Source organism: Aeromonas sp. EU05-FHT14A05 (genome assembly GCF_058791175.1).
Map to the genome: position 1 here is coordinate 1 of NZ_JBYTDH010000023.1, position 22,438 is coordinate 22,438.

At 62.3% G+C, this 22,438-nt stretch carries 21 protein-coding genes; 11 read left to right on the forward strand and 10 right to left on the reverse strand.

Annotation, left to right across the window (positions count from 1 at the left end):
• From AC3WR3_RS20435 to trhA, 3 genes are all read right to left on the reverse strand, one after another.
• Positions 1 to 1,817, reverse strand: a 1,817-nt coding sequence (locus tag AC3WR3_RS20435) for a retention module-containing protein (RefSeq protein ID WP_492293264.1), incomplete at its 3' end; no start/stop codon positions are given.
• 222 nt (positions 1,818 to 2,039) lie between these two features.
• A complete protein-coding gene (locus tag AC3WR3_RS20440; RefSeq protein ID WP_139439639.1) occupies positions 2,040 to 3,701 on the reverse strand; it encodes a putative transporter in 1,662 nt (553 codons plus the stop codon).
• A 117-nt stretch (positions 3,702 to 3,818) separates the two neighbouring features.
• Positions 3,819 to 4,454: a PAQR family membrane homeostasis protein TrhA gene (gene trhA, locus AC3WR3_RS20445; RefSeq protein WP_492293266.1), complete on the reverse strand. Its 636-nt coding sequence runs from the start codon at positions 4,452 to 4,454 to the stop codon at positions 3,819 to 3,821.
• Between the two features lie 234 nt (positions 4,455 to 4,688).
• On the opposite strand from trhA, the gene AC3WR3_RS20450 reads away from it, so the two are divergent.
• From AC3WR3_RS20450 to AC3WR3_RS20460, 3 genes are all read left to right on the forward strand, one after another.
• The gene (locus tag AC3WR3_RS20450; protein WP_492293267.1) at positions 4,689 to 6,221 is read left to right on the forward strand and encodes an aminotransferase class V-fold PLP-dependent enzyme; all 1,533 of its coding nucleotides are present in this window, start codon (positions 4,689 to 4,691) and stop codon (positions 6,219 to 6,221) included.
• Between the two features lie 129 nt (positions 6,222 to 6,350).
• A complete protein-coding gene (locus tag AC3WR3_RS20455) occupies positions 6,351 to 6,902 on the forward strand; it encodes a septation protein A (protein ID WP_247625609.1) in 552 nt (183 codons plus the stop codon).
• Positions 6,903 to 6,926: 24 nt separating this feature from the next.
• Positions 6,927 to 7,223, forward strand: a complete 297-nt coding sequence (locus AC3WR3_RS20460) for a YciI family protein (RefSeq protein ID WP_139745320.1) — start codon at positions 6,927 to 6,929, stop codon at positions 7,221 to 7,223.
• 92 nt (positions 7,224 to 7,315) lie between these two features.
• On the opposite strand, the gene cysQ is transcribed toward AC3WR3_RS20460, so the two are convergent.
• Positions 7,316 to 8,071 carry a 3'(2'),5'-bisphosphate nucleotidase CysQ gene (gene cysQ / locus AC3WR3_RS20465; RefSeq protein WP_429110813.1) on the reverse strand — a complete coding sequence of 252 codons (756 nt, stop codon included), beginning with the start codon at positions 8,069 to 8,071 and terminating at the stop codon, positions 7,316 to 7,318.
• Between the two features lie 168 nt (positions 8,072 to 8,239).
• Between cysQ and AC3WR3_RS20470 the strand changes: the two genes are divergently transcribed.
• The 3 genes from AC3WR3_RS20470 (at position 8,240) to AC3WR3_RS20480 (ending at position 11,177) form a co-directional block, all read left to right on the forward strand.
• Complete coding sequence (locus tag AC3WR3_RS20470; RefSeq protein ID WP_492293270.1) at positions 8,240 to 8,560, forward strand: ComEA family DNA-binding protein; 321 nt, start codon at positions 8,240 to 8,242, stop codon at positions 8,558 to 8,560.
• 94 nt (positions 8,561 to 8,654) lie between these two features.
• Entirely contained in the window at positions 8,655 to 9,566 is a 912-nt protein-coding gene (gene galU / locus AC3WR3_RS20475; protein WP_139439632.1) for a UTP--glucose-1-phosphate uridylyltransferase GalU, read from the forward strand.
• A gap of 213 nt (positions 9,567 to 9,779) precedes the next feature.
• Positions 9,780 to 11,177, forward strand: coding sequence for a peptide MFS transporter (locus tag AC3WR3_RS20480; RefSeq protein WP_202046654.1), 1,398 nt, complete (start codon positions 9,780 to 9,782; stop codon positions 11,175 to 11,177).
• 72 nt (positions 11,178 to 11,249) lie between these two features.
• On the opposite strand, the gene AC3WR3_RS20485 is transcribed toward AC3WR3_RS20480, so the two are convergent.
• A complete protein-coding gene (locus AC3WR3_RS20485) occupies positions 11,250 to 12,221 on the reverse strand; it encodes a response regulator (protein ID WP_234570412.1) in 972 nt (323 codons plus the stop codon).
• Between the two features lie 311 nt (positions 12,222 to 12,532).
• Between AC3WR3_RS20485 and AC3WR3_RS20490 the strand changes: the two genes are divergently transcribed.
• The 3 genes from AC3WR3_RS20490 (at position 12,533) to AC3WR3_RS20500 (ending at position 14,888) form a co-directional block, all read left to right on the forward strand.
• On the forward strand, positions 12,533 to 13,207 hold the full coding sequence (locus tag AC3WR3_RS20490; protein WP_139439629.1) for a DnaT-like ssDNA-binding domain-containing protein: 675 nt from the start codon (positions 12,533 to 12,535) through the stop codon (positions 13,205 to 13,207).
• A 66-nt stretch (positions 13,208 to 13,273) separates the two neighbouring features.
• On the forward strand, positions 13,274 to 14,128 hold the full coding sequence (locus tag AC3WR3_RS20495; protein ID WP_043133064.1) for a DnaA ATPase domain-containing protein: 855 nt from the start codon (positions 13,274 to 13,276) through the stop codon (positions 14,126 to 14,128).
• 124 nt (positions 14,129 to 14,252) lie between these two features.
• Positions 14,253 to 14,888, forward strand: coding sequence for an SDR family oxidoreductase (locus tag AC3WR3_RS20500; protein ID WP_492293274.1), 636 nt, complete (start codon positions 14,253 to 14,255; stop codon positions 14,886 to 14,888).
• Positions 14,889 to 14,966: 78 nt separating this feature from the next.
• On the opposite strand, the gene AC3WR3_RS20505 is transcribed toward AC3WR3_RS20500, so the two are convergent.
• From AC3WR3_RS20505 to AC3WR3_RS20520, 4 genes are all read right to left on the reverse strand, one after another.
• Positions 14,967 to 16,166: an ABC transporter permease gene (locus AC3WR3_RS20505; protein WP_427232367.1), complete on the reverse strand. Its 1,200-nt coding sequence runs from the start codon at positions 16,164 to 16,166 to the stop codon at positions 14,967 to 14,969.
• Positions 16,163 to 17,305, reverse strand: coding sequence for an ABC transporter permease (locus tag AC3WR3_RS20510; protein ID WP_492293276.1), 1,143 nt, complete (start codon positions 17,303 to 17,305; stop codon positions 16,163 to 16,165). The genes AC3WR3_RS20505 and AC3WR3_RS20510 overlap by 4 nt, the downstream gene beginning before the upstream one ends.
• Positions 17,305 to 18,309 (reverse strand): HlyD family secretion protein, encoded by a 1,005-nt coding sequence (locus AC3WR3_RS20515; protein ID WP_202046660.1) that lies wholly within the window; start codon positions 18,307 to 18,309, stop codon positions 17,305 to 17,307. Before AC3WR3_RS20515 ends, AC3WR3_RS20510 begins: the two co-directional genes overlap by 1 nt.
• Positions 18,310 to 18,382: 73 nt before the next feature.
• Entirely contained in the window at positions 18,383 to 19,789 is a 1,407-nt protein-coding gene (locus tag AC3WR3_RS20520) for a TolC family protein (protein WP_492293278.1), read from the reverse strand.
• A gap of 292 nt (positions 19,790 to 20,081) precedes the next feature.
• Between AC3WR3_RS20520 and dusB the strand changes: the two genes are divergently transcribed.
• Complete coding sequence (dusB, locus tag AC3WR3_RS20525) at positions 20,082 to 21,047, forward strand: tRNA dihydrouridine synthase DusB (protein ID WP_492293280.1); 966 nt, start codon at positions 20,082 to 20,084, stop codon at positions 21,045 to 21,047.
• 25 nt (positions 21,048 to 21,072) lie between these two features.
• Positions 21,073 to 21,369, forward strand: coding sequence for a DNA-binding transcriptional regulator Fis (fis, locus tag AC3WR3_RS20530; RefSeq protein WP_005309538.1), 297 nt, complete (start codon positions 21,073 to 21,075; stop codon positions 21,367 to 21,369).
• 87 nt (positions 21,370 to 21,456) lie between these two features.
• Here the strand turns inward: fis and AC3WR3_RS20535 are convergent, their stop codons facing one another.
• On the reverse strand, positions 21,457 to 22,089 hold the full coding sequence (locus AC3WR3_RS20535; RefSeq protein WP_492293283.1) for a LysE family translocator: 633 nt from the start codon (positions 22,087 to 22,089) through the stop codon (positions 21,457 to 21,459).
• Positions 22,090 to 22,438: the final 349 nt, after the last annotated feature.

The window sequence follows — 22,438 nt, forward strand, 5'->3', positions numbered from 1 at the left end:
CCGGTCACGGTGCCGCCGACGACATCCAGGTCGTCCAGCTCGAAACCGGTCACCTTCTCGCTGAAGGTGAAGGTCACCGCGCTGGTCTCGCCCACGGTGAGCTGTTCGTCAACCAGATTCACCACCACTGTAGGAGCCGTGGTGTCCACGCTGTAGCCTTCGCTGTCGGTCGCGGTGGCGCTGTTGCCCGCCGCGTCGGTGCTGGTCACGCTGGCGTCGATGGTCTTGTTGCCATCGGCCGCCAGGTCGCTGCCCGCCACCAGGATGGTGAAGCGGCCATCGGCGTCCACCGGGCCGGTGAACGGCTTGCCATTGACGGTCAGGGTGACGGTGTCACCTTCGTTGAACTCGCCGGTCACGGTGCCGCTCACCGGGATCTGCTGACCCACTTCGGCGGCGTTGATGACGTCGTCGGCGGTGATGCTGGCATCCAGCGTGATGGCGAGGTCCACCGGCGCCGTGGTGTCCAACAAGCTGGTGTCGTCGGTGGCGCTGGCCGGGTTGCCCGCCGCGTCGGTGACGCTGGCCACCACGGTCAGGTTGCCATCCGCCAACCCGCTCAGGTCTGCGGTGGTGCGGTAGTTGCCGTCGGCATCGGTGATCGCGTCGACGGTCACGCTGTCACCCTTGGCATCGGTGATCACCAGGGTCACGGTGCGACCCGGGCCGACATCGGAGGTGCCGCTGATGGGCGCGTCGGCCACATTGTCAGCGTTCACGTCATCCAGGCTCACCGTGATGTTGGCCGTGGTGTCCACGCTGCCATCATCGGCGGCTGTGCCCGTGTTGCCGGCAGGATCGGTCACGCTGGCAGTCACCTCGTAACCGCCATCCGGCAATGGCGTAATCACATTCGAGCTGTAAGTCCCATCCGGCTGAACTGTGGCCGTCAGGGTCTGCTGGTTGCCATTGACGTCGGTCACCACCAGGGTGACTGTGCTGCCAGGGGCGGCATTTGTGGTGCCCGTGATGGTCGGGGTACTGTCGCTGGTGTTGTCCGGCGCAGTCACAGTGACGGAAGGCGCCGTGGTGTCGACGCTGCCATCGTCGGTGGCGGTGCCGGTATTGCCGGCAGGATCGGTCACGCTGGCGGTCACGTCATAGCCGCCGTCCGGCAGAGGGGTCTCCACATCCACGCTGAAGCTGCCATCCGGATTGACAGTGGTGATCAGGGTCTGCTGGTTGCCGTTGGCGTCGGTCACCACCAGGGTCACAGTGCTGCCGGGAGCGGCATCCGTGGTTCCGGTGAGGGTCGGGGTGCTGTCGTTGACGTTGTCCGGCGCAGATACCGTGATGGTGGGAGCGGCAAGATCGAGGAGCTCATCCTCGTCATCCTGCGCTTCGGCAAGCGGAGCGGGATCGTCCGGATTGGCGGAATCAAAGCCGGCGGTTGAGATGGTGGCATCACCGGTTCTGTCGATGGTGATGAAGCCGCCGTTGCCGCTGGCACCCGCAACGCCGCCCACGTTGCCCGCAGCGGGTGCCCCGCCCGCCGCCGACGCTTCAAATGCCTGGGTAGGATCAGTCCCCGCCAGAATCGCCTGCTGCAGGGCGGCGATGTCGTCAGGTACATTCCCCTGCCCCTGCCGTGCCAGCTGGGGCTCTTCAGAGTCGGGAGTGTTGCTCGGGCTCAGGGTGAAGGTGGTCTCGCCCCCCTGGAAGCTGGCCCCCTCAGGAGCGAGCAATAGGGCATCCCTGGGCAGCACATCGCCTTCAGAAAGAAGCGTCTGGCTCCCGTCAGCGGCAACCAGATAGACTTTGCCTTGCAATTGGGTAACGACGACATCCTGATCCAGTACGATGCTCTTGCTGCTCATGGTTTCTCCTGAAATATCAATGGGCATAGATTTCCAGCCTCCAATGTGCCCGTTAGTACGACCAGATACCAGTGAGAAAAATCGAACGAACAGACCGAAATGAGGCTTGGATTCGCGCCGAAAACGAAGGGTGTTTGAAGGGTAATAAAATTAGTTAAATCAATATCATCAAAAATGGCAGCATCAAGATGGGAGCCTTATTGGCTCCCATTTCACGTCGACTCAGGCCCCGGCCCAGAGCAGGATGGCCAGCAGCTGGGGAGAGATGATCCGCAGGAACATCACCAGGGGGTAGACGGTCGCGTATGACAGGGCGCTGGCGCCACTGGTGGGGTGCATGCCGTTGGCGAAGGCCAGGGCGGGAGGATCCGTCATGGAGCCGGCCAGCAGACCGCACAGGGTGAGGTAATTGACCTTGCCATAGTGGCGCGCCAGCACCCCGACCACCAGCAGCGGGATCAGGGTGATGGCCACGCCATACATCATCCAGGCAGGACCATCCCCGTTGATCAGGGTGTCGATGAAGCCGGCCCCTGACTTGAACCCCACCACCGCCAGGAACAGCACTATGCCTATCTCCCGCAGCGCCAGGTTGGCGCTCGGCGGCATGAACCAGTAGAGCTTGCCGATGCTGCCGATGCGCGACAGGATGAGGGCCACCACCAGGGGGCCGCCCGCCAGACCCAGTTTGAGGGCCGCCGGGAAGCCCGGCAGGTAGAAGGGAATGGAGCCGAGCAATACCCCCAATCCAATGCCGATGAAGACCGGCAGCATCTGCACCTGCTGCAGTTTCTGCTGGACGTTGCCGACCACGCTGGTTACGGCCTCGATGGCATCTAGCCGCCCCACCAGGTTCAGGATGTCGCCAAACTGCAGGCTGGTCTGGCTGGTCGGGACCAGCTCGATGCCGGCCCGGTTCAGACGCGAGATGACCACATCGTATTTCTGCTTGATGTCGAGATCCCGGATCCGTTTGCCGAGCACCTGCTCGTTGGTGACCACCACCCGCTCGACCCGCAGATCCGTTCCCCGAGTGGAGAGTGAGGTATCCACCTCCTCTCCGAGTACCAGCAGCACCTTGTGCAGGGCGTGGCGCTCTCCCACCAGGTGCAGCAGATCGCCGAGCTCTATGCGCGAGTCGGGCTTGGGCACCATCAGTTCGTCACCGCGCTTGAGGCGGGAGCAGATGACATCGGCCTCGTCCAGGCTCGGGATCTCGCGAAGCATCAGGCCGTGCATGTTGGGGTTGCGCACCGCGATATTGATTGTCTGCAGGCTCTCCTTGGTCTTGCCCGCCTGTTGCTCGAACGCGGCTGCTTCTTCGTCGATCTTGACGTGAAAGAACATGCGAATGAGCCACATGGTGAGCAGGATCCCGCAGATCCCGAACGGGTAGGCCACCGCATAGCCCATCCCCATCAGGCCGGTGGAGCCCGGATCCGCCCCAAGCTCGGCCAGGATCTGCTGGCCCGCCCCCAGCGAAGGGGTGTTGGTCACGGCACCGGAGAAGACCCCGAGGATCACCGGCAGCGGCACGTCGAACAGCTGGTGCAGCGCCGCGGCCACCACGCAGCCGAGCAGCACCAGCAGGGCGGCGAAGCCATTGAGCTTGAGCCCCGAGCTGCGCAGAGAAGAGAAGAAGCCGGGACCGACCTGGATGCCTATGGTGTAGACAAACAGGATCAGACCAAATTCTTGAATAAAATGAAGTGTTTGCTCATCCAGCTTCAGGCCGGAGAGCCCGGCAAAATGCCCCACTATGATGCCGCCGAACAGCACACCGCCAATCCCCAAACCAACGCCATAGACTCGCCAGTTTCCCAGCCAGAGTCCCAGCACCGCCACCAGCGACAACATGCTGATGGAAAGCGCGATCTCACTCATTTTTGCATCCTTTCCAAGCTGAACTGACCCTAGCTTGTCAGCAAACGAAGGGGGCAACTGTGGGATGCCGCACGAATTCAGGCTTTCATGGGTGCAAAAATACCAATTAAGGGTTAATCAGGCGACATGGCCATAGATGGCCACAAAGTGGCAGAGGCTCCCGCCCAGCACGAACAGATGCCAGATGGCGTGGTTGTAGGGGATCTGCCTGGCCATGTAGAAGAGGGTGCCGAGGCTGTAGATAAGCCCGCCAAGCCCCAGCAGCAGGAGCCCGGTGCCATCCAGATGGAGATAAAGCTGATAGACGACCACCAGGGACAGCCAGCCCAGCATCAGATAGGTGAACAGTGACAGACGCTTGAAGCGGTTGATGAACAGGAGCTTGAATACCACCCCGGCCAGGGCCAGCCCCCAGATCACCACCATCAAGCCCCGCGCCAGCGGGGTATCGAGCGCCACCAGCAGGAAGGGGGTGTAGGTGCCGGCGATCAGCAGATAGATGGCGCAGTGGTCAAGCAGCTTGCACCGGCGTCTGGCCACCGCCGATCCCATGCTGTGGTAGAGGGTCGAGGCAAGATAGAGCAGCACCAGGCTGGTGCCGTAGAGGGCGTAGCTCAGCAAGGCCTGGGGACCCTGATCCCAGCCCTTGTGCAGCAGCAGGATCAGGCCGATGATCCCCAGCAGCAACCCCAGCCCGTGGCTGAGACGATTGGCCCACTCTTCCCGTGGGGAATACCCAGTCACATCCGTCATCACCACCTCCAGCCAAAACCCGATCCACTCTAGCGGCCGACGTTTCAGGCTACAAGTGTTAGCTCAAAATAAAAGGGGGCAGGCCAGGAGGAGTCCCGCCGTCAGGAGGTGGCTGTTCCCCCCGCCCCTTTGGTGTATGCTCTGCGGCCGACGCCACCCGCGCAGATGGCCGTGTCTGTCCGGCATGGCAAGCGCCCGGTACTTTCTGCCCGACAGGCTGGTCTGGAGAACCTGATGAAGCTGACTGAACTGTTTACACAACCGGATCCTGACTTCGGCCAGGCCATGACGGCCCTGCTGGAGACCTTCCATCACTCGGATGACAGTCAGGCCCCCTATCAGCGCGACAGTTTCGTCCATCAGCTCGATCAGTCGTCCATGCCCGCCAGCGGCATAAGCACGACAGAGTACCTCACGCGTCTCGCCGCCCTGGTACCCGGTGCCTCCCATCTCACCTCGCCCCACTACATGGGACACATGACGGCGCCCCTGCCGGCCTTCACCGCCGAGCTCTCCCGGCTGCTGGTGATGCTCAACCAGAATCCGATGAAGATGGAGTCCTCCCGCCTGCTCAGCTTCCTGGAGCGGGAGGTGCTGGCCAAGCTGCACCGCCTCGTCTATCGGGAGGACGACGGCTTTTACGAGGTGCAGATGCATGCCAAGGATGCCGCCCTCGGGGTCATGACCAGCGGTGGCACCATAGCCAACGTCACCGCCCTCTGGCTGGCCCGCAACCGGGCCTGTGGCGACGATCTGTTTTCCCTCTACGAGCAGGGCTACCGTGGCGCCGTGATCCTGGGGTCCCGGCTGATGCACTACTCCTTCGACAAGGGGATGGATCTGCTGGGGCTGGGGGCTTGCCGCGTCTGGCGTCTCGAGACGGATGCCGACAACCGGCTCTGCCTCTCGGCCCTCGAGCATGCGCTGGTTCGATGCCGGGAGCAAAAGCTCAAGGTGCTGGCCCTGGTGGGGGTCGCCGGCAGCACGGACTTCGGCTCCATCGATCCCCTGCCCGAACTCGCCGCCATCGCCAGGCGCGAGCAGATCCACTTTCACGTGGATGCCGCCTGGGGCGGCCCTACCCTGTTTTCCCCCCGCTATCAGGGCTTGCTGGATGGCATAGCGCAGGCCGATACCGTGACCCTGGACGGCCACAAGCAGCTGCTGGTGCCGCTCGGTACCGGCATGCTGCTCTGCCGCCAGCCGGATCTGATGATGACGGTGAAGCGGGAGGCCCCCTACGCCATTCGCGCCAGCTCCTTCGATCAGGGCCGCTTCACCCTGGAGGGCACCCGTCCCGCCAACGCGCTCTATCTGGATGCCGCCTTCCAGCTGCTGGGCCAGCAGGGCTATGCCCAGCTTATCGACGCCAATTACGACAGGGCACGGCGGATGGCTGAGCTCATCGATGCCCACCCCGCCTTCGAGCTGATGTCGGCCCCCGTGATGAACCTGCTCTCCTATCGCTGCATTCCGCCTCACCTGCAGGGCAAGGCCCTGGACGAGGCGGCCAACGAGCAGATCAACGCCTTCAACGTGGCGTTGCAAAAGGCCCAGCGCGCCGAGGGGCACAGCTTCGTCTCCCGCACCCAGCGGGCGGTGAGCCGCTACGGCGCACAGCCGCTCACCCTGCTGCGCGCCGTCCTGCTCAATCCTCTCATCGAGGAGCGCCATATCCGCGGCTTGCTGGATGACCAGCTGCGACTCGGCAGCCTCGTTGCCAGCCAGCTGTTCGACCAGGCAGAACAACCGGGATCTGTGGCATAGGACAGCAAGTGCCATCCTTAGGGTGGCGACCCCGCAGCGGGGAACTGCATATTAAATGAACGGTCTTATTCATTTGCCGTTGCCTAACGGGCAGGTACACTGAGTGAAATTTTGAGGTTAGAGCCCAGCATGAAGCAGTTTATTGAATTCATTCCCCTGATCGTCTTCTTCGCGGTCTACAAGTTCTACGACATCTACACCGCCACCGGCGCCCTGGTGGTGGTCACCGGTCTCCAGCTGCTCTACAGCTGGGTGCGGTATCGCAAGGTCGAGAAGATGCAGCTGTTTACCTTCCTGCTGGTCGGTTTCTTCGGCGGCCTCACCGTCTTCTTCCACGACGACACCTTCATCAAATGGAAGGTGACCGTCATCAATGCACTCTTTGCCCTGGCCCTGCTCATCAGCCGCTACGGCTTTGGCAAGAATCTCATCAAGCAGATGCTGGCCAAGGAGCTGCAAGCCCCCGACCGCGTCTGGGACAAGGTCAACCTCGGCTGGGTCGGCTTCTTCGCCCTCTGCGGCCTGCTCAACCTCTACGTGGCCTTCAACCTCTCCCAGGAGATGTGGGTCAACTTCAAGGTCTTCGGCCTGCTGGGCATGACGCTGGTGTTCACCCTGCTGAGCGGCGTCTACCTCTATCGCCACATGCCGGCCGAGCAAAAAGCAGAGCAGAAAAAATAACCGCAATCAGAAAAGGACCCTCTCATGTGGTATCTCATCTACTCCGAAGATGTCGCCGGCAGCCTGCCCCAGCGCAAGCTGGCTCGCCCTGCCCACCTCGCCCGTCTGCAGGCGCTGCAGGATGAGGGGCGCCTGCTGACGGCCGGCCCCAATCCAGCCATAGATGCCGAGGACCCGGCCGATGCGGGCTTCACCGGCAGCACAGTCATCGCCGAATTCTCCAGCCAGGCCGACGCCAAGGCCTGGGCCGATGCCGACCCTTATGTGGCGGCTGGCGTCTATGCCAAGGTGACCATCAAGCCGTTCAAGAAGGTGTTCTGAACCGCGCCCGGTTCGCATCATGTTGAGCGCGAGAATGCAAAAGGCCGGACACTGTCCGGCCTTTTTACATCTGCACGCCCTGGCGACGGCAATCAAGCCCGCGCCACAAACCAGGGGTTGAGGATATCCGGCTTGTTGTAGGCAAGCGCTGAGCCATCGAGCTGGGTCACGCTGCCCCCCGCTCCTTCCAGCACCGCCTGCGCCGCCGCCGTGTCCCACTCGCAGGTAGGGGCGAGGCGCGGATAGAGCTCGGCGCCCCCTTCGGCGATGATGCAGAACTTGAGTGAGCTGCCCATGGAGACCAGCTCTATCTCGCCAAACGGTGCCAGATAGTCGAGGGTGGCCTGCGACAGGTGGTTGCGACTGCCCACCACGCGCCACGCTTCACCCTCCTTATAGGGGCGGGTCTGAATGGCTTCATGCTTGCCATCGGCAACACGCCAGGCCCCGACTCCCTTGCCGCCATACCAGAGCTTGTCCAGCACAGGGGCATAGACCAGTCCCCAGACCGGCCTGCCCTCCTCGATCAGCGCAATGTTCACGGTGAACTCGCCGTTGCGGGAGACAAACTCCTTGGTGCCATCCAGCGGATCCACCAGCCAGTAGCGGGACCAGCCGCGCCGCGCCTGCATCGTCTCGGCGTCCGACTCTTCCGACAGCACGGGGATATCCGGCGTCAAGCGGGCCAGCGCCTGCACGATCACCTCGTGCGCTCCCTGATCGGCGGCGGTGAGCGGACTCTCGTCCTGCTTGTACTCCACCGCGAAGGGCTGACGGTAGATGGCCAGGATGGCGTCACCGGCGGCGCGGGCGATGGGCTCCAGTGCGGAAATGGCGGGTAAGAACATAGAAAAGACATCTCGCTCAAATGGTTAGCCAGTGTAACTGAGGAGGAGGTATCCAGCTTATAGCCGATTTGCCTGAGTTATTCCTTGCTAGTTCTGACAGACAAAAAGTGGCGCAATACGACTAATGATAAATGTGCCATTAAGGCGGTTTCATAAGGAAGTGACGCAATGAACCGAAAGACTCTGATCGCCGCCCTGCTGCTGGGTTGTCTGCCCCTGTTGAGTCAGCCAGTGCTCGCCGCCGACAAGCCGGCTGCCAAGCCGGCCACCGTGGCCACCAGCGCCAAGGAGGCCGGCAAGATCAATCTCAATACCGCCAGTGCCGATGAACTCGCGGCGCTGAAGGGTATTGGCGAGAAGAAGGCGCAAGCCATCGTCGATTACCGCGAGAAGCAGGGCAAGTTCACCTCGGTGGATCAGCTGGCGGAGGTGAGCGGCATAGGGCCCGCCACCCTGGATGCGAACCGGGACATGATTATCGTCAAGTAACCGGTTTGAATCCCTGTCATCCTGAGGGCGGCCTGTGGCTGCCCTATTTTTCTTCGGGTATCATGAGCGCACTTAGTATCCTCGGACTCATTCCATGAAAAAGACACCGCTCGTTGTTCGCAAGGCCGTCCTCCCCGTTGCCGGTCTGGGTACCCGCATGCTGCCCGCCACCAAGGCCATCCCCAAAGAGATGCTGCCGGTGGTCGACAAGCCGCTGATCCAGTATGTGGTGCGCGAGGCCATCGCCGCCGGCATCAAGGAGATCATCCTGGTGACCCACTCCAGCAAGAACTCCATCGAGAACCATTTCGACAAGAGCTTCGAGCTGGAGGCGACCCTGGAGAAGCGGGTCAAGCGCCAACTGCTGGAAGAGGTGCAACACATCTGCCCGAAGGACGTCACCATCATGCACGTGCGCCAGGGCGAGGCCAAGGGCCTGGGCCATGCGGTGCTGTGCGCCCGCCCGCTGATCGGGGATCACCCCTTCGCCGTGCTGCTGCCTGACGTGCTGATCGACGAGGTGGCGAGCGATCTCAAGCAGGACAACCTGGCCGAGATGGTGCACATGTTCGAGGCGGACCAGATCAGCCAGATCATGGTGGAAGCCGTCCCCGAGAGCGAAGTGGACAAATACGGCATCGCCGACATCAAGGGCGAGGCCCTGAGCGCCGGCATGTCGCTGCCGATGCAGGCCATCGTCGAGAAGCCGCCGCGCGACGAGGCACCCTCCAACCTGGCCGTGGTCGGCCGCTATGTGCTCTCCGCAAACATCTGGCCCCTGCTGGAGAAGACCCCCGCCGGGGCGGGTGACGAGATCCAGCTGACCGATGCCATCGCCATGCTGATGGAGAAGGAGCAGGTCAATGCCTACTTCATGAAGGGTCGCAGCCACGATTGCGGCAGCAAGCTGGGTTACATGAAGGCCAACGTGGAATATGCGGTGCGCCACCGCGAACTGGACGGCGAATTTACCGCCTGGCTCAAGCAGTTCGTCAAACAGTTGTAATTGCTGAAAATTCACACAACATACAGAATAAAAGACTGGGCATCATTCGATGCCCATTTTCATTTTATAAACAAAAATTCAACCATTGATAGATAAAATATCGTCAAAAGCTCTCGTTGTAATTCAATCCTGCTTGTTTTATAAGGAATATGGCTTGTTCCTAGCCCTTGCATAAAATTTCTAAAAAAATATAAGACACAGGTGGAAGTTCCAATGAATAACCCGTCCAAAGGGACCTTTTTAGGTCACCCTAAAGGGCTCTTTTTGCTCTTTAGTACCGAACTCTGGGAGAGATTCTCCTACTACGGCATGCGTGCCGTGCTCGTCCTCTATCTGACTGACATGACGGCCAACGGCGGCATGGGCTGGACCCAGGCCGACGCCCTCAAGCTGTATGGCATCTATACCGGTCTGGTCTACATCACCCCGATCATCGGGGGCTGGCTGGCCGATACCTTCCTCGGTCAACGCCGCGCCATCCTGATCGGTGCCATCTTCATGGCCGCGGGTCAGTTTACCCTGGCCCTGCCCCACGCCATGTTCCCTGACATGGTCAACACCGTCTTCTACGCGGGCCTTGGCTTGCTGATCCTGGGTAACGGTCTGTTCAAACCGAACATCTCCACCATGGTGGGCGACCTGTATCAGGAAGGTGACCACCGTCGTGACGGTGCCTTCACCATCTTCTACATGGGCATCAACCTGGGCTCCCTGCTGGCAGGGGTGATCTGTGGTGCCGCCGCCACCGCCTACGGCTGGCAAGCTGCCTTCGTCAGCGCCGGTATCGGCATGCTGCTCTCTCTGGTGGTGCAAGCCACCATGGCCCAGCGCTTCCTCGGCGACATCGGCCGCGTGCCGGCTGCCCAGCGCGCCGCAGAGCAGCGCTCCAAGGAGCAGAAGGCCCCGCTGACCAAGCAGGAAGTGGATCGCATCAAGGTCATCCTGGTGCTGGGTCTGTTCACCATCATCTTCTGGGCCGGTTTCGAGCAGGCCGGTGGTCTGATGAACCTGTATGCACAGGAATATACCGACCGCATGATCGGCAGCTTCGAAGTGCCGACCGCCTGGTTCCAGTCCCTGAACCCCTTCTTCATCATCACGCTCGCCCCGATCGTGGCCGCCATCTGGATCAAGCTCGGCAGCAAGGAACCGAACTCCCCGGTGAAATTCGCCATGGGTCTGCTGTTCTTGGCCGTCGGCTTCCTCTTCATGATCGGTGCCGTGCTGGAGCAAGGCGGCGATCAGGCGGTCAAGACCTCCATGTTCTGGCTGGTCGGTGCCTACCTGTTCCACACCCTGGGCGAGCTCTGCCTCTCCCCCATCGGCCTCTCCATGGTCACCAAGCTGGCACCGCTGCGCCTGGCGTCCCTGATGATGGGTGCCTGGTTCGGCTTCGTCGCCCTGGCCAACTATGCCGCCGGTTTCATCGGCTCCTTCGTCGGTGAAGCGGGCCCGATCGCCATCTTCGGTGGCATCGCCCTGGCCGCCGTGATCAGCGCCCTGATCCTGCTGACCATGGCGAACCGCCTGGTCTACTGGATGCACGGCGCCGAAGGCCCCGCCAAAGAAGCCGACGAGCACGACAAGAAGCTGCAATCCGCCGCCGTCTAATCGGTCCGGACAGCACAACACAAACAGGGCGCCCAATGGGCGCCCTGTTTGTTTCGGCTCTAAAGCGCGGCCTCAGTGATGACGAACCTGCATCTTCAGGGCGCTGCCGTTGTCGCTGCGAAACTGCAGCTCGAAGGGCTCGTGCCAGCTGCGCTTGTGCAACCCATAGCGACTGCTGCGCATCAGCCCGAGCGGCAATCCCCCCGAGCGCATCAGCCAGTGGGGGGAGGTGAGGCCCGCATTGGCAAACACCAGTCCGTCTTCCTGATCGAACAGCAATGCCGCCATGGAAAAGGAGTGGCGCAGACCCGACTCCAGCAGTTGCAGATTGAGGTAGTCGAGCAACCTGTGGGGCTGGGTCAGCAGCTGGCTCTCCTGCTGCTGGTATTGGCGATAGGGCCCGTTCATCAAGGAGCGCACCAGGGCGCCGCAGAAGGCGGCATCCACCCCCAGGATGGGCAGCTCCATCACCAGCACCAGCAGCTTGTCGTCCAGCTTGAAGGTGTCGGGAATGAACAGATTGCCCATGCCGGCGAATGTCACCTGCCAGGGCCCCCACTCCTGCATGCCAGGTGGTGCCAGCCAGGCCAGCAGGCGGCTGGACGCCAGATCGTGGGCCCGGAAGAAGTCGATGTGCTCCATCAGCTCCAGTTGCTGGCTCTGGTGGGCGTTGCTCGTCAGGCACTGATCTATGCTGCGCCGGATCTGGCCATAGTCATCCACCGGCTTGATGAAGAAGTCGCTCGCCCCCGCCCGCAACGCCCGCTCGATGGCGGCCATCTGGTCCTGACCCGAGATGACGATGACAGGCACCTCGGGGTAGCGGGCCGCGAGGCAGGCGATCACCTCATGCCCATCCATGTTGGGCATGTTCAGATCGCATAACACGATATCGGGGTGATAGAGTGCGGCTGCCGAGAGCCCTTCGATTCCATCTTCGGCCTGAAAGACACAGGCCCCATCATGCTCGAGATAAGTGACCAGCGAGTGGCGAAAAACCGCTTCATCCTCCACCACCAAGATCCGTAGTCCGGCTTTTGACATCTTGACAAAGCTCTTATTAGTCAAACGGTTATTTGAGCACTAAGCCTAGATCATGGGAGCGCCATCTCGCCACCCAATATTGCCGGGCAGCCCCTTCAAATGGCCAGTCAGCCATCCAAGCATTTGAAATGGACTGATTATTTTGTCAGCAATTTATGCCGCTTCCCTGCCAAACGGGAGGGCTGCGCCCCATTCACCACGGGATGAAGGGGCACCGCGGCATCATCAGGCAGCCATCCATGGGCACTGTGAATTGTATGCGACCCCGCCATGAGGGATAATGCCCCCCACTCCAGATCGTGAAGCAGACCATGACGCCAGCCGAATACAGCGCCCTCGCCCATCCCAGACTCTCCCACCCGGCACGCAGCCTCTATACCCTGCAGCTGCGCCGGCTGGTGCTGGAGAATCGGCTGCCCAGGCTCAACTATCCCGAACTCGGGCGCGCCCTGGCGGTGGTCGATCCGGGCAATCCCAGCGGGTTCTGCTATCAGGTCAATGCCCGCCAGCTCACCGAGCTGCTCGATGAGCTGATGGAGGCCGAATTGTTGCAGGTCGAGGCACAGGCGGACAGTGAGCACTACCATCAGTGTCCCTTCCAGTTGCCCCTGCTGAGCCAGCGGGTGCGCAGCCCGCTGCCGGAGCGGCCGTTCCAGATGCATCTGCACTGGCGGCCGGATGAAGAGCTGCCCGCCCTCGCCCGCCTGTGCGGGGTGATCGATGCCAGCTACAGCGAAGAGGATCTGGGGGAGTTCATCGCCTACTGGCTGGGTCGCCCCGAGGTGTTCGACTCCCAGCATCAGTGGATGCTGAAGTTCATCCGGACCCTCAAGAGCCGGCGATACACAAGGCGCCAGCCGACCGAGGTGGCCGGTTATCAGCAGGTCACCCCGGCCCCCGTCGATTCGGGGCCGAGCAAGCGGGCGCAGGAGATGATCGAGGCCGCCAAGCGGCTGGCCCAGACCGAGGAGCCGGACAATGATTGATCCCGGATGCCCGCAGCAGGCACTATTAACCCCTTGCCACCCCAGCCCCAGCAGAAGGAGTATTCCATGACAGATCCGCACGACCCGCTGCGCCAGGAGCTGGAAGAGATCGAGGCCAAGCGCCGCAGGATCGCCAAGGCCAAACAGGACCATCGCGTGCACGATCCCGAGCTGAGCCAGCACGTGGGCGGTCTGCTCGAGCGCATCCGTCGCCTGCAGGCCCAGACCGGCGGTGGCCAGTACGACTACGAGACTCTGCGCAAGGAGTACGACGCCAAGGCCAATGCCGAGGTGCGCGAACTGCAGAAGGCGGCGCGCCAGGAGCGGATCCAGAAGCTGATCGCCCAGGCCGACCTCAACCCGGACTGGATCTTCGAGAAGATGGATGCCGGCGACCCCGCGCTGCAATACCCCATAGAGACTGCCCGCTACTTCATCAGCGGCTTCGAGCATTGGGAGAAGAGCGGCGGTGGCTGCATGCTCATCTATGGCGACTACGGCACCGGCAAGTCCACCCTGGCGGGCGCCGTGGCCCACGAGCTGATCGAGCGCCATCAGAAATCGGTGATCTTCCAGCAGTGGGCCTCCATCGTGGACAGGCTCTTCTTCAACGTCATCCAGGATCAGGAGGAGCGCAACCAGTACCGCCGCGCCCTGGAAGAGGTGGACCTGCTGATCATCGACGAAGTGGCAGCCAACCGCGCCAAGATGGCGGAGAGCCAGTCCAGCTTCCTTGGCCACCTGCTGCGCCGCCGCCGCAACCTCTCAAAGAGCGTCATCATCATCACCAACCACAGTCCCCAGAGCCTGCATCAGGCCATAGGTGACTTCAGCTTCGAGGCGATCAAGGCGTTCAACCCGGTGGATATCCACCTGAGCGGCCCCAGTCGTCGCCCCAGCATAGGCCACTACAACGGCTGATCCTGTGCGAGCCCGGCCACTGGCCCGGGCTCGCCGCATTCCCCCGCCTTAAATAAAAACAACTCTCATTTACAGCGCCGTGCCAACCCTTTAGGCTGACCCTTTCGCCACAGGGAGCAGCACAATGCCAACCACACTCATCTTCGGAGCCACCCGCGGGCTGGGCCGCGCCTTCACCGAACACGCCCTGCGCCAGGGTCACAGGGTCCTGGCCCTGGTCCGTAACCCGGCGATGGCCGCCGAGCTGCGCGCCCTGGGAGTCGAAGCCATCGAAGGGGATGCGCTGGACTCGGCCGCCGTGCAGCAGGCTTGCGCGCAAGCGGGCCCGGGTGCCCGGGTCGTCTCTACCCTCGGCAGCTTCCGTCAGCCGCAACCAGTGGATTATCAGGGCAATCGCCACGTCATCGACGCCATGGAGCAGACCGGGCTCACCCACCTGCTGCTGGTGACCTCCCTCGGCTGCGGCGACAGCTGGCAATACCTACCCGAGCGGGCCAGGGCGGCGTTTGGTCACGAGGTGCGCTTGAAGAGCCTGGCGGAGAGCTGGCTGCAGACCAGCGCACTCGACTGGACCATCCTTAGGCCGGCCGGCTTGCAGGATGGGGAGGCCACCGGCCGTGCCGAGCTGAGCCAGGGCAAGGAGGTGCACGGACTGGTGCGCCGCGCCGATGTGGCCGCCCATGGGCTGCGCCTGCTGGCCGACGAGGCTGCGCTGGGGCAGGTCTACGCCATCGGCGATCCCGAGCTCCATCGCGCCTGACCCACCCACAACCCAAGCCAGCGCATAAAAAAACGGTCAGCCCTTGGGCTGACCGTTTCACCCTCTCTAGCCGCCGCGTTATCTCGCCTGGCTGGCGGCCGTATCGCTTGCTACCGGGTTGGCAACCGGCAGCGACCGCTGACGCCAGCGCAGCAGCAGGCAGGCGAGGCCGCCATGAAGCAGTGCCAGCCCCCAGAGTTGCCACCAGTAGCGCGACACCTGGCTGAACTCGGCCTCCATCTGGTTCAGGCGCAGGAATCCCTCTATGGCCGGCGTGCTCGGCACCCACTGGGCCAGCCAGTTGAGGGGGGTCGGGATCAGCTCCAGCGGCCAGATGAAGCCGGCGAGGAAGACCAGCGGCAGCGAGGAGATGAGCACTACCTGGGTCGGCAGGTCGCGACGGGTAAACAGGGCCCCCAGCACCACCCCGAGCCAGGTGGTGGCCAGCAGGAAGGGCAAGGTGAACAGCCACAAGGCGGCCGGCTCTGCGGTGCGGGCTATGCCGTAGTGGTCGAAGCAGAAGCCGAAGAAGTAGGTCACCGGCAGCACGAACAGCCCCCCCACCACCAGGGTGCGGGCCAGCAGCAACGCCAGCACGGGCGCCTGCTGCCAATAGCCGTGCTCCCCTCGCCCGCTCCGCTGGTTCTGGGTCGCCCCCAGAATGCCGGTGCCCATCAGCAGCACCTGGTGCAGGATCAGCACGAAGACCGCCGGCACCACGTAGTTCACATAGCCCATGGACGGGTTGAACACAGGCACCACGTTGAGCCCGACCGCATTCCAGCCCATGGCCGCCTGGGGCAGCGCCTCGCCGTGGCTCAGCAGCCGGGCCACCTTGACCTGAGCTGCCAGGGTGCCTCCGGCCTGGGCCAGCCCCTCGGCTATGGTACCGTAGACCAGGAAGTAAGAGGCGTCGCCGGCATAACCCAGGGTAACGCTCTTGCCCAGCATCAGATCCCGGTAGAAGTGACGGGGAATGTGCAGTATGCCGCTCGCCTTGCCGGTCAGCATCCACTCCCGCGCCTGTGTCAGGCTGTCGACCCGAGCCACCAGTTTCACCTGGGGTGTCGCATCGGCCATGAACTCCAGCTGACGGGAGAGCTGGCTGCCGTCGTCGTTGACCACCACCACAGCCTCTTCGCGAGGCAACTGATGCAGATAGGGCTGCGGATAGAGGAAGGAGTAGAAGAAGACGCCGCCAAACAGGGTCAGCATGATGGCCCTGTCCGCCAGCAGGGTGCGCAACTCGAGACGCACCAGATCCCAGAAACCCATCATGATTCAGGCTCCTTGGTGGCCAGCTGGCGGGCAGCATGGGCCTGGGGTTGATAGCGCCGCACGACCAGCAGCAGCGGCAGCAGGAACAGCAGCAGGGCGCCGAACTGGGGCAGGGCCGCCGTCAGCGGCTGGCCGTAGTTGGTCTGGCCTATCTGCAGTTCGACATAGTGGGAGATGGGCAGCAGGCTGCGCCAGAACTGGGCCACATCCCCCATGGCGCTGACCGGGAAGGTGACCCCCATGAAGGCGAACCCAGGCGCCGTGTAGGCGCCCGCCAGGGAGAGCGCCCGGGCCGGATCCCGGATGATGCAGTAGAAGAAGGCTCCCATGCTGACACAGGCAGCCGAGGCCAGCCCCAGACCCAACGTCAGCACCAGCCAGCTCCCCTGCATGGGATAACCCAGCGCCTTGAACAGCAGCAGGCTCCACGCCAGCCCCCACCCCCACCCGATGAGCACATGGGGCAACAGGGTGCGCCAGAGGCCGAACCAGACCCCTCTGGTGGTCCAGTCCAGGCCGAGTCGATCGGTGCGGGCCAGGGCATTGAGGCCATAGAGCACCACCAGGATCTGCCACACCGCGGGCAGCAGGGCACTCAGCAGAAACTGGGCGTAGCTGGAGTTGATGTTGTAGAGCGCCGTCACCTGGCTCGCTATGGGCACGGATTGCCCCAGCGCTCCGGGCAGCGCCTTGCCGTCGGCCATGGCCGCCAGCACGCCCACCTGGCCGTTGAGGGTCCCCACCACCTGGGCCAGGGCTGCGTTGACCAGCTTGGCGATCAGGATGAACTGGCCGTTGTTGAACACTGTCACCCTGGGCTGGGTGCCCTCCCGGGCATCCCGCTCCAGGTGGTTGGGGATCACCACCAGGGCATAGATATCCCCTCCACGCAGGGCCCTGGCACCCTCGTCTATGGTGTCAAACTGCTGCGCTATCTTGAGCCCGGCCGAGCCATCGAGGGAGAAGGCAAGCTGGCGGGAGAGGGTGCTGCGATCCAGATCCACCAGACCCACCTTGAGATCGCGCGCCAACCCCGCCGAGAAGATCCAGCACAAGAGCCCGATCAGCAGCAGCGGGATCCAGCTGGTCAGGGCCCGGCTGAAGGGATCTTGCCACAGCAGCCGCCATTCGCGTCCCATCAGAGTTCGACCAGCACGCTCATGCCAACCCGCAATCCCTCAACCGGTTGCAAGGGGCGCGCCTCCACCTGGAAGCTCTTCATGTCGAACCCCTGACGGGTGTCTGTGGCTCGCCAGGTAGCGAAATCCCCCATCGCGGCCACATGGGACACCTTGAAGCGCACCGTCTGATCGCCAAGGCCCGGGATGCGGGCATCAAACTCGGTGCCGACCGGGAAACGGGGCAGCAGATCCTCGCGCACATGGAACTGGGCCCAGGCATCTTTCATGTCGAGCAGGGTCACCACAGGGAAGCCCTGGGGCGCCAGCTCGCCGCTGCGCAGCAGCACCTGGGCGACTTCCCCCTCGTGCGGGCTGGCGATGCGAGTGTCCGCCAGATAGGCCTCGACCTCGGCCACCCCGCCTGCCGCCATCTTGGCCTGCTCCCGCGCCGCGACCTTGGTCTCCTCCCGCGCCCCTTCCAGGGTCATCTGATATTGCTGCCAGGCCATGCCTTCGCTGTATTTGGCCGCCTGCCAGGCCGTCCAGGCCTCGTCACGCTTTTGCAGCGGCATGACGCCGTCCCGATGCAGGCTGGCGATACGCTCATAGGTCTTGCCACGAAGCAGGGCGGCCGCCTTGGCTTGCTGCCACTGATCCTTGGCCGCGGCTATCTGCTGGGCCCGCGCTCCCTTCTCGGCCTCCTGCGCCATGGCACCAGCGGCCGCCTGACCAGCCTTGGCCTGGCTCAGCTTGGCCTCGATCTCGGGGCTCGCCAGGGTGAACGCCAGCTGACCCTTGGCCAGTTGATCTCCCTTCTTCACCAGCACCTCGTCGATGCGCCCCGCCACCTTGGAGGAGACAGAGTACTGCTGCGCCTCAATCTGGCCCTGCAGGCGCACCGGCTCCGGCTGATAGGCCAGCCAGAAACGCCAGCCCAGCCAGATGACCAGCAGCACCAGGGCAAGTGGCAGCAACCAAGGCTTGCCCTGGCTCATCTTCTTCTTGATGGGGGGATGACTCATGAATTCACCTCGACAAAAGGGCGACCCTTGGCGGTCGACACAGTGATGGACAGATGGACCTGCTGGGTCGAAGTCATGAATTCACCTCTATCGCCTGACCATGCTGATATTGATTGAAACTGTTCATCTGCCCCGAGAGTGCCAGCAGGCGGGCCAGGGAGACCACGTATTGGTAGGCTGCGGCGGCGCGCTGGGTCTTGACCCCGGCCAGCTGGCTCTGGGCATCCACCACATCCAGGGAGGTGGAGAGTCCCTGGCCGAATGCCTTGTCCCGCAGCCGCACGTTCTCCTCCGCAAGGGCCTGGGTCGAGGAGAGGGCATGATACTCCTCCAGCCCCTGCGCCGCCTCGCGCCAGGTCTTCTCGACCAGCAGCTCCAGATCCTGGCGGGTCTTGGCCTGCAGCAGATTGACCTGCAGCTCGGCACTCTTGGCCGCCTGCACCGTCTCGGAGCGGCCGTCGCGGCTCACCAGCGGCATGCTGACCCCGACCCCGACCAGCCAGTCCGGCGTGGTCTTGGACACGATGGAGTCATCTTCATAGAGGTTGTAGTTGCCAAACAGGAAGAGCTCGGGGGCGTATTTGCCCTTCTCCAGCTTGATCATGCCCTGGGCCTGCTCCTTCTTGGCCGCCAGCAACTTGAGGCCGGGGTGCACCGCCAGGGTCTCCTCCACGAAGGGGGTGAGCTGCGGCATCCCCTCGTTGATGAAGAGCCGGGTGTTGGGCTCCGCCTGCTTGAGCTTGAGCATGTGGCCGAGGGCCAGCTGGGCTATCTCCAGGCTGCGCCGCGCCTTCTGGGTATCGATGCGTGCCCTGTCATAGGCCGACTGGGCGGAGAGTCGCTCGACCTTGGCTATCTGGCCCTGGGCTTCGAGCTTTTTGGCATGATCCAGGTGGTGGGCCAGCCCCTGCTCGATCTCCTGCTTGGTCTGCACCACCTGGGCCGCCAGCACCACGCCGAAGTAAGTCTGGGAGAGGCTCTCGAAGGTGGACTGCTGCTTGAGTACCAGCAACTGCTGCGCCTCGCTCACCTGCGCCTGGCGGATGTCCTGGGCCGCATCGATGCGCCCGCCGGTGAAGAGGGGCCACAGCATCTTGATCGAGCTGGTCACCACGTTCTGCTTGGTGAGGGGAGTGACGAAGTCGCTGGGGCTGAGGTTGAGCGCCTGCATGACGGGGCCCAGCACCTTGCCGAATTCCGGGTGATTGGCGATGGGGTTCAGATCCAGCATGTCCAGCTCCATCGGCTGATCGAGGTGGGTATAGCTGGCCCCCACATCCACCTTGGGCAGGTACATGCCCTTGGCCGCCTCGCGCAGCTGCTCTGCCCGCGCCACCCCGGCCTGCTCCGCCGCCAGGCCGTCATCCTGCTGGATGACCCGGCTCCAGGCCTCGGTGAAGCTGACGGTCTGCGCCTGTGCCGAGCCCAGCATGGCTCCCAGCAGGCCCGGGCAGAGCAATTTGATGAACCTTGACGTCATACATCCCCAATTTATGTTTGTAATAAAATTGTGTGGAGCCTTTGCTCGATTCAGGCTCGCTATCATAGCGTAAACAGGCGCCGGAAAGAGACTGCCAAATCACCGAGTCTCTCACTCATTTGACCCTGACCATGGTCCCAGACAATATGTCTGATTTTCAAGCACTCCTGAATTTGCAAGCCTTGGCGCGACGTTTTTTTCAGAAAAAAATGGCTGACGCTCAAATACTAACCTTTTCTCCTGACTAAAAAATGCGTAATATACGCCGCCCTAAGCCGATGGTAACCGTGGAATGCAGATAGGTCCCCACACGCTTGAAACTCCCTTGATCGTGGCCCCCATGGCCGGTGTTACAGACCGACCATTTCGTGAACTTTGTTTACGTTTGGGAGCAGGCATGGCCGTTTCCGAGATGCTGCTGGCCAACCCGGATGTCTGGGATACCCAGAAAACCAGGATGAGAATGGGCCACTCTGCCGAAACCGGACTGCGATCGGTCCAGATTGCCGGAGCCGACCCCGAGATGATGGCGTTTGCTGCCCGCTACAACGTGGAGCAGGGCGCTCAGATCGTCGACATCAACATGGGATGTCCGGCAAAAAAAGTGAATAAAAAGTTGGCAGGCTCCGCCCTGCTGCGCCAACCCGATCTGGTCAGATCCATCTGCCAGGCCGTGGTGAATGCAGTAGAGGTACCTGTCACCTTGAAGATCCGCACAGGATGGGATCCGGATAACCGCAATGGCGAGGAGATCGCCCGAATCGCCGAAGATTGCGGTATCGCGGCCCTTGCCGTGCATGGTCGTACCCGCTCCTGCCTCTACAAGGGCGAAGCGGAATACGACACTATCAGGGCGATTAAGCAGGCCGTATCGATTCCTGTTGTCGCCAATGGCGACATAGACAGCCCGGAGAAGGCCCGGTATGTCCTCGACTATACCGGCGTCGACGCCGTGATGATCGGCCGTGCTGCGCAAGGACGACCCTGGATTTTCCGGGAAATCCGTCATTTTCTTGAGACGGGCACCAAGCAGCCGCCTCCCGACAGGGAAGAGGTTCGCACCCTGATGAACGAGCATGTTACCAACCTGCACCAGTTTTACGGTGCATATCTGGGAGCGCGCATTGCCCGTAAACACGTGGGCTGGTATCTGGATGAAGAAGAGACGGGCCGAGAATTCCGTAAGCACTTCAATGCCCTGGATTGTGCAGACGCACAGTTGAACGCGCTTGAAATGTATTTCGATGGATTAGGTTAACGCATAACTAAAGAGCCGACCGAATATGTTCGAACAAACCCTGACTTCTGATGCATTGGTAACAACTACTCACAATCACGCTGCCGAGCCGACCCAGCGCCCCCTGCGTGACTCTGTGCAACAGGCCCTGCGTAACTACCTGGCCCAGTTGAACGGTCAGGAAGTGATTGATCTGTACGATATGGTTCTCTCCGAAGTCGAAGCCCCCATGCTGGACGTGATCATGCAGTACACCCGTGGTAACCAGACTCGCGCCGCCGTGATGATGGGCATCAACCGTGGCACCCTGCGCAAGAAACTCAAGCGCTACGGCATGAACTGATTCCAGTCATCCTGCTGCAGTGCAGATAAGGGCGTATCCCAGCGATGGGATACGCCTTTTTCTATGGCCGACGTTCCTGACAGCGTCTTACTCCGCGGCCAGCTTGATGCCGAGCCCCACGAACAGCCCCCCCATCAGGCGATTGAGCCAGCGTCCCAGCCGGACAGGCAGGCGCACCTTGCGACTCGCATAGGCGGTCGAGAAGGCCAGCAGGTGGCACCAGATCATCCCGTTGAGGTTGAAGATGCAGCCCAGCACGATAAACGCCAGCGCCTTCTGCGGCGCATCGGGGGCGATGAACTGAGGCACAAAGGCGAGGAAGAAGAGCGCTACCTTGGGGTTGAGGACATTGGTGAGCAACCCCTGCCGGAAGATGCGCCCATAAGAGAGCGCAGACAGCGATACCGCGGGCTCGCTCGCAACGGATGAGCTTGCACCTTGCCTGAGCAGAGAAATCCCCAGATAGACCAGATAGAGCGCCCCCATCAGCTTGATGACGGCGAACAGCTCGGCAGAGGCACTCAGCAGCGCAGACAGCCCCAGCGCCGCCGCCAGCACATGCACCATGGTGCCCGTTCCTATGCCCAGTGCGGCCACCGAGCCCGCTCGCCAGCCTTGCGAGCCACTGCGCAGCATGATGAGCAGGGAGTCCGGCCCCGGCATCATGTTCAACAGCAGGCCAGAAACGATAAACAACGCCAGATCGTGGATCCCCAACATACACAGCTCCCTTGCCGATGAAACTCACAGTCTATGGATCCAGCCCGCCTTGTCACTCCCCCGTTACGGCAATAGTGAACATAGGCAGGAGGCATAGCCAGGGGCGATCAGGGTTGGCGGAGAGTGTAGAAGAGTAGAAAGGTAAGCAAGTGGGTAAACTATCGGCCATTTATCTGGGGCAGATGACCTGGGCATCCTCTGAACCATCAGCAAATCGGTGCTGAAGCACAGAACGTCAGGCAATAAAAAACCCCGCTCATCGAGCGGGGTTCTTCGTGTTGGGTGCCTGGCAGTGTCCTACTCTCGCATGGCGAATGCCACACTACCATCGGCGCTACCGCGTTTCACT

Excerpts from the sequence above, each read along its gene's own strand:
- AC3WR3_RS20480 (WP_202046654.1), top strand. The coding sequence starts at position 9,780 with ATGAATAACCCGTCCAAAGGGACCTTTTTAGGTCACCCTAAAGGGCTC.
- AC3WR3_RS20510 (WP_492293276.1), bottom strand. The coding sequence starts at position 17,305 with ATGGGACGCGAATGGCGGCTGCTGTGGCAAGATCCCTTCAGCCGGGCC.
- cysQ (WP_429110813.1), bottom strand. The coding sequence starts at position 8,071 with ATGTTCTTACCCGCCATTTCCGCACTGGAGCCCATCGCCCGCGCCGCC.
- galU (WP_139439632.1), top strand. The coding sequence starts at position 8,655 with ATGAAAAAGACACCGCTCGTTGTTCGCAAGGCCGTCCTCCCCGTTGCC.
- AC3WR3_RS20470 (WP_492293270.1), top strand. The coding sequence starts at position 8,240 with ATGAACCGAAAGACTCTGATCGCCGCCCTGCTGCTGGGTTGTCTGCCC.
- AC3WR3_RS20495 (WP_043133064.1), top strand. The coding sequence starts at position 13,274 with ATGACAGATCCGCACGACCCGCTGCGCCAGGAGCTGGAAGAGATCGAG.
- AC3WR3_RS20440 (WP_139439639.1), bottom strand. The coding sequence starts at position 3,701 with ATGAGTGAGATCGCGCTTTCCATCAGCATGTTGTCGCTGGTGGCGGTG.
- AC3WR3_RS20490 (WP_139439629.1), top strand. The coding sequence starts at position 12,533 with ATGACGCCAGCCGAATACAGCGCCCTCGCCCATCCCAGACTCTCCCAC.
- fis (WP_005309538.1), top strand. The coding sequence starts at position 21,073 with ATGTTCGAACAAACCCTGACTTCTGATGCATTGGTAACAACTACTCAC.
- AC3WR3_RS20500 (WP_492293274.1), top strand. The coding sequence starts at position 14,253 with ATGCCAACCACACTCATCTTCGGAGCCACCCGCGGGCTGGGCCGCGCC.
- AC3WR3_RS20455 (WP_247625609.1), top strand. The coding sequence starts at position 6,351 with ATGAAGCAGTTTATTGAATTCATTCCCCTGATCGTCTTCTTCGCGGTC.
- AC3WR3_RS20460 (WP_139745320.1), top strand. The coding sequence starts at position 6,927 with ATGTGGTATCTCATCTACTCCGAAGATGTCGCCGGCAGCCTGCCCCAG.
- AC3WR3_RS20505 (WP_427232367.1), bottom strand. The coding sequence starts at position 16,166 with ATGATGGGTTTCTGGGATCTGGTGCGTCTCGAGTTGCGCACCCTGCTG.
- dusB (WP_492293280.1), top strand. The coding sequence starts at position 20,082 with ATGCAGATAGGTCCCCACACGCTTGAAACTCCCTTGATCGTGGCCCCC.
- AC3WR3_RS20535 (WP_492293283.1), bottom strand. The coding sequence starts at position 22,089 with ATGTTGGGGATCCACGATCTGGCGTTGTTTATCGTTTCTGGCCTGCTG.
- trhA (WP_492293266.1), bottom strand. The coding sequence starts at position 4,454 with ATGACGGATGTGACTGGGTATTCCCCACGGGAAGAGTGGGCCAATCGT.
- AC3WR3_RS20485 (WP_234570412.1), bottom strand. The coding sequence starts at position 12,221 with ATGTCAAAAGCCGGACTACGGATCTTGGTGGTGGAGGATGAAGCGGTT.
- AC3WR3_RS20515 (WP_202046660.1), bottom strand. The coding sequence starts at position 18,309 with ATGAGTCATCCCCCCATCAAGAAGAAGATGAGCCAGGGCAAGCCTTGG.
- AC3WR3_RS20450 (WP_492293267.1), top strand. The coding sequence starts at position 4,689 with ATGAAGCTGACTGAACTGTTTACACAACCGGATCCTGACTTCGGCCAG.
- AC3WR3_RS20520 (WP_492293278.1), bottom strand. The coding sequence starts at position 19,789 with ATGACGTCAAGGTTCATCAAATTGCTCTGCCCGGGCCTGCTGGGAGCC.